The sequence below is a fragment of the Ruegeria sp. HKCCD8929 genome, from assembly GCF_013031405.1.
Lineage (GTDB): Bacteria > Pseudomonadota > Alphaproteobacteria > Rhodobacterales > Rhodobacteraceae > Ruegeria.
In genome coordinates, this window is the sequence record NZ_WPZY01000087.1 from 1 (window position 1) to 5,143 (window position 5,143).

General features: G+C 53.6%; 4 protein-coding genes. 3 read left to right on the plus strand and 1 reads right to left on the minus strand.

The window, feature by feature from the left end; translation table 11 throughout:
* Positions 1 to 59: 59 nt before the first annotated feature.
* Entirely contained in the window at positions 60 to 1,190 is a 1,131-nt protein-coding gene (locus tag GOX53_RS28655; RefSeq protein ID WP_171182287.1) for a tyrosine-type recombinase/integrase, read from the plus strand.
* A 177-nt stretch (positions 1,191 to 1,367) separates the two neighbouring features.
* Here the strand turns inward: GOX53_RS28655 and GOX53_RS28660 are convergent, their stop codons facing one another.
* The gene (locus tag GOX53_RS28660) at positions 1,368 to 2,066 is read right to left on the minus strand and encodes a DnaA N-terminal domain-containing protein (protein ID WP_171182288.1); all 699 of its coding nucleotides are present in this window, start codon (positions 2,064 to 2,066) and stop codon (positions 1,368 to 1,370) included.
* 375 nt (positions 2,067 to 2,441) lie between these two features.
* Here GOX53_RS28660 and GOX53_RS28665 point away from each other — a divergent pair, with 375 nt between their 5' ends.
* A complete protein-coding gene (locus tag GOX53_RS28665; protein ID WP_171182289.1) occupies positions 2,442 to 3,752 on the plus strand; it encodes an AAA family ATPase in 1,311 nt (436 codons plus the stop codon).
* Positions 3,749 to 4,807: a ParB N-terminal domain-containing protein gene (locus GOX53_RS28670; protein WP_171182290.1), complete on the plus strand. Its 1,059-nt coding sequence runs from the start codon at positions 3,749 to 3,751 to the stop codon at positions 4,805 to 4,807. The genes GOX53_RS28665 and GOX53_RS28670 overlap by 4 nt, the downstream gene beginning before the upstream one ends.
* Positions 4,808 to 5,143 lie beyond the last annotated feature (336 nt).

Below are 5,143 nucleotides of genomic sequence, written 5' to 3' on the forward strand. Positions count from 1 at the left end.
CGTTCACAAATGTTCTGAATTCTGTCCGATCTCGCAGCTTCGGGCCGGTTGGGCCAATCATGAGCGAAACACCCAAAATTGAGCCCCCAGACGCCAAGAAATCGCGCTCAGAGTCCCTAGATACGACAAACGAAGACGGGCGCAACGAGAGAGAAACTGCAAGCGGCGATACGATCGCCCTGCCCGATCATGTTGCTGGGTCCGGCAGCCTTGATCGGCTGGTCGACACCGCCCGCGACTACGCCAAAGCCTCGACCGCCGAGAACACCAACAAGGCCTACGCAGCCGACTGGAAGCATTTCGCGCGCTGGTGCAGGCTGAAGGGCACGGATCCGCTGCCGCCTTCTCCGGAGATGATCGGCCTTTACCTGACCGACCTGGCCGCGCCGACAGGCCCCTCCCCTGCCCTTTCTGTCAGTACGATAGACCGCCGCCTGTCCGGACTTGCCTGGAACTATGCGCAGCGAGGTTTCACGTTGGACCGGAAGGAGCGCCACATCGCCACCGTGCTGGCCGGGATCAAACGCAAACATGGCAAGCCGCCGGTTCAGAAAGAGGCCATCCTGCCGGAGGACATCCTCGCCATGGTTGCGACCCTGCCATTCGGTCTGCGTGGGCTGCGCGACCGGGCTATCCTGCTTATCGGATATGCCGGCGGCCTCAGGCGCTCGGAAATCGTCAGCCTGGATGTCGGCAAGGACGACACCGACGATTCCGGCGGTTGGATCGAGATCCTCGACGGCAAAGATGGCGGGGGCGCGGTGCTGACCCTGAATGCCAAGACCGGCTGGCGCGAGGTCGAGATTGGCCGCGGCTCCTCCGACCAGACCTGCCCGGTGCATGCGTTGGAGCAATGGCTGCACTTCGCCAAGATCGACTTCGGTCCGGTCTTCGTGAGGACATCTCGAGATGGCAAACGCGCACTCGAGAGTCGTCTGAATGACAAACACGTCGCCCGGTTGATCAAGGCCACCGTGCTGAAATCCGGCATTCGCGCCGAGCTCCCCGAGAAAGACCGCCTCGCGCTGTTTTCAGGCCACTCCTTGCGCGCCGGGCTCGCCAGTTCAGCCGAAGTCGACGAACGTTTTGTCCAAAAGCAGCTCGGACACGCTTCCGCTGAGATGACACGGCGATATCAGCGCCGCCGGGATCGGTTCCGGGTGAACCTAACCAAAGCAGCAGGACTGTGAATGAACTTCTGCCCAGCAATTTCGCAGAACTTTGAGGCAGCGCTTCGTATTTTGTTTGCGTGAGGCGACAAGTCCGTCATCTGAGTTCTTGTGAAAAAGGAACTGAAGATGGGCGCGACATCATCTCACGCCTGGGGTGGCAATCTTTAGACGGTATTATCCTCGTGACAGCCATTGTTAGTCGACGAAGCACACTCGTCGAATCGAGCCGAACTCAAGCTGAATCGCTCCGAGTAGAGGGCGCAGATAGTGGGTTTGAACGTACTGAGCGACAAACTTGTTCGGTGCGCGCAATATGATTGACGGTCCTTCGGTTCCCACAAATTTGAGCTCGGAAAACCAGTTTCTGAACAACGCTGCTTCGCTTTCCAATAACCTCGAAAGCACCCTACCCCAAGGACCAACCTCCCGGAGCTCTTCCGGTTCAGAAGCGTCCGCTGCTTGCTGACCGAATTTCACGTGCACTACTTTTTGTGCGGGTTCTGGGTTCTGCATCTCCATCCTCGATGCAAAGTCGGGCCCTACATTGCACCAAACTGGTTCACTTAAACGGTAGATCTCCGAACAATTTAGACGATAGGCAGCGACTCTTCCCCTGACACCTGGCCGCAACTGAAGAAGAATTCTTCTTTCTGTAAGTCGTTTAATTTCACGCTTTACGGTCCGTTCATCGACGGACCAGAGACGCGCCATTTCCCTTTGTCCGACAGTCAATTCATCAGAGCGCCAGTTATACCGTGCCGTGATCAAGGCAATAAGCCGCATCATAGAGCACTGAAATCCATTAGTTCCGTTCAAGCCTGCAACAGAAATCGCAGTAAGAAGATCGTACTTCTGTGAACCGGCATGTGGTCCTGTAAATCGCTTAGGTTCCATACTGGTCTACCACTGTTGTGCCTCGAGAGGACCGGTTTCGTCGACCGATTCCTTTGTTGTGAATAAGTGTCAGGAAATCCCGTAGTTTGTCAACGGGCTAGGAAAAACGCGAAGAGAGCAAATTTCTAATCTAATCAAAAAGAAGCCGGTTAATAGGTTATGGGTGACACTCTGTTGTCACCTTATATGCCCCGTCATGTCACCATATATCTGGTGGACGCTAGGTCAGTGTCACCAAAACCGGGTAAGCGTCCGTCGCGTTCTCCCGTACTTCCCCCTGTCGGCAAGAAAAACCGGAAAACCTGATCTTTCAGTTTTGAACATTCGCAAAATCGCGTTATTAGAGGTTGTCTACAGTATAACAAGAGCAGTGTCATGCGAGATCATACAGACCTTCAGACAATGAACGAACGAAGCCTTGCGCAACAGGCTGCAGTTCGTCGAGCAACCTTTTCCCCTGCAGAGGAAAAGGTGCTTCGCCCATTCTCTATCTGGGAAATAAGCCAGTTCATGTTTGATGTGCCAGCGGATACCCTGAGAAAGAAACTCGCCGATGATCCATCTTTGCCGCAAGGTTCGACAGAGGACGATGGTCGTCAACGTTGGTTCTCGCTGGCGGAAATCAATGAATTAAGACGCCGGTTGCGGTTCCGCGGCAAGAGCTTGCTGCCAAAAAGACCCTCTGGTCGTGCGATGCGAGTGGCCGTCTCTAACTTCAAGGGCGGTGTTGGCAAGACAGTTGTTGCTCAGCATTTGGCGAATGCGGCCGCGCTCGATGGGTACCGCGTTCTTGTTGTCGATTTTGACCCTCAAGCAACTCTCACTCACTCTATGGGGTTGGTCGAAGTTAGAGAGTGGAACACCGTTTGGGGGATCATGTGCCGCGATCTTTGTCGGGAAGCAGACCGGATAGCCGAGGAGTATGATGATCCGGCGGATTGCCCCTACCCTACTGCGGATGAGTTGCCACAGGATGTCCAGTCGATTGGTGCCCAGCGGGTCCAGGACTTCATCCAGAGAACATCCTGGTCCACTATCGATATCATTCCAAGTTGCGCCAATGCCGCATTTGTGGAGTTTGCCTCAGCCCAATACAGGTCGCTTCATAAGGCATGGAGTTTCTTTGGGTGCGTCGCTCGGTACCTCGATGAATTACCGGATGATCAATATGATCTGATAATTTTCGATTGCCCTCCGGCAATTGGCTATCAGTCGCTAAACGCAGCCTTCGCAGCTGACATCCTATATATTCCGTCTGGTCCTGGATACTGGGAATACGACAGTACAACGAGTTATTTAGGTCAGCTTGGTGATGCCTTGGAGGACATCACCAACGGTTTCGCACGTATTGCACATGACGCCGGTATTACACTGCCCAAGCGCTTTGATGATGTGCGTATCCTTATGACACGCTACGAGGCTAGTAACTCGCTTCACAACGCGATGATGGATGCATTCAAGAATGTCTTCGGAGCGGATGTTTGCCAGCATCCGATTGAAATGACACGTGCCGTTGAGCAATCGGGCAGGTTTCAGATGTCGGTTTATGAGCAAGATTACCGACAGATGACGCGCGACACCTGGAAGCGAGCACGGCAATCCTTCGACAATGCATACAAGGAATTCAAAGATGTAGTGCTGCGGTCATGGGATGCGCGGACCAAAGTTGAGGAGGGCGTAGAATGAGCAGCAACAACAAATTCGGCTTCACTCCGATTGATGAGACTGACCTAAATAAGCCTCGCCGCCGGGAGGTGGGTCCTATGGGAGCAGCCGTGAGGGAGACCGCGAATAATCTGCATGATAGCACTGAGAACCTTGTTGAGCAGCGCCGGCAAAACGCCGCTGACGCAAAGGAGTTTCGCCGCGCTCGAGAGGAGGGGCGCATTCTTGTGACTGTAAAGACCAGTGACATTCATACTGATGATCTGCCAAGAGATCGTCTGGACCTTTCCGGCGTTGCACACTCGGACGAAATGGATGAGCTCAAGTCTTCCATTTACGAGCGCGGTCAGAAGGAACCAATCGAGCTGTATGTGGACCGCGGCGGCCGGTATCAGCTCAAGAAAGGTTGGCGGCGTCTAACAGCGCTTCAACAACTTTATCAAGAAACGGGTGATAAGCGGTTTACTGATGTTGTTGCTAGAGTCTCGGATCCCCAAAAGGACCGAATTGATCTCTATGTCGACATGGTAGAGGAGAACGTAATCCGGGAAGATCTGACATTTGCAGAGATGGCACAAGTTGCGATCATTGCGTCTCGTGATCAGGAACTTGATGCATCGGATGCCGAAGCTTTGGTCGGGCGTCTGTACTCGTCTTTGCACAAAATGAAGCGCTCGTATATTCGCAGTTTTGTTCTGCTTCTCAACGAGCTTGGTGATGCTCTTATGTTTCCAAAGGCAGTGTCCCGAAATCTTGGAGTTGAGGTAGTCAGGAAGATGCGTGCCGATCCTCAGCGAGTTGAGAAACTCAGAGAGAGTTTGGCGAGTGCCGGTTCAGCAGAAGATCAAAATCGGATGTTGGAGGCGTTTTTGGGTGATGTGGAAGTGGAGACTGCCGATACGAAATCGCGCGGCAAAAAGGAAAGCGTGAAGTATGAGTTTCATGTAGGAGCTTCCAAGGTCACAGCACGGAATGGAGAGTGCAGGATTCTATCCGATCATGATTTTTCGGCCGTGGATCGGGGCAAATTGCAGAAGGCAGTGGAGGCATTCGAGGCGGTGCTAAGGGAGGAGTAACCCACGGGTTACGAGCGTCTCGGGCGCAAATTGTGAAGGCGGTAACCCGTGGGTTACCGCCTATTTGGTTCAAGTGTTTGGGTGATTGCATAATGAAGGGTGCAGCGAATGATTGGTGTTCAACCAAGTTGTAAGTCATCAATCGGGAGAAGCGATGACAAGCATTGTCGATTGGATTGATGCAAAACGCGACAATGAAACGGTCGTGGCTCTCGCGGCAAGCGCGGCAAACGTGTCACCCCAACAAATCCGTCGCCGGGTTGTCGGTGATCTCAACGTCGTCATAGTATTTCTGCGCCTGGGCCATTGAGCGGTGCAGTGACAGGCGCATGGCGG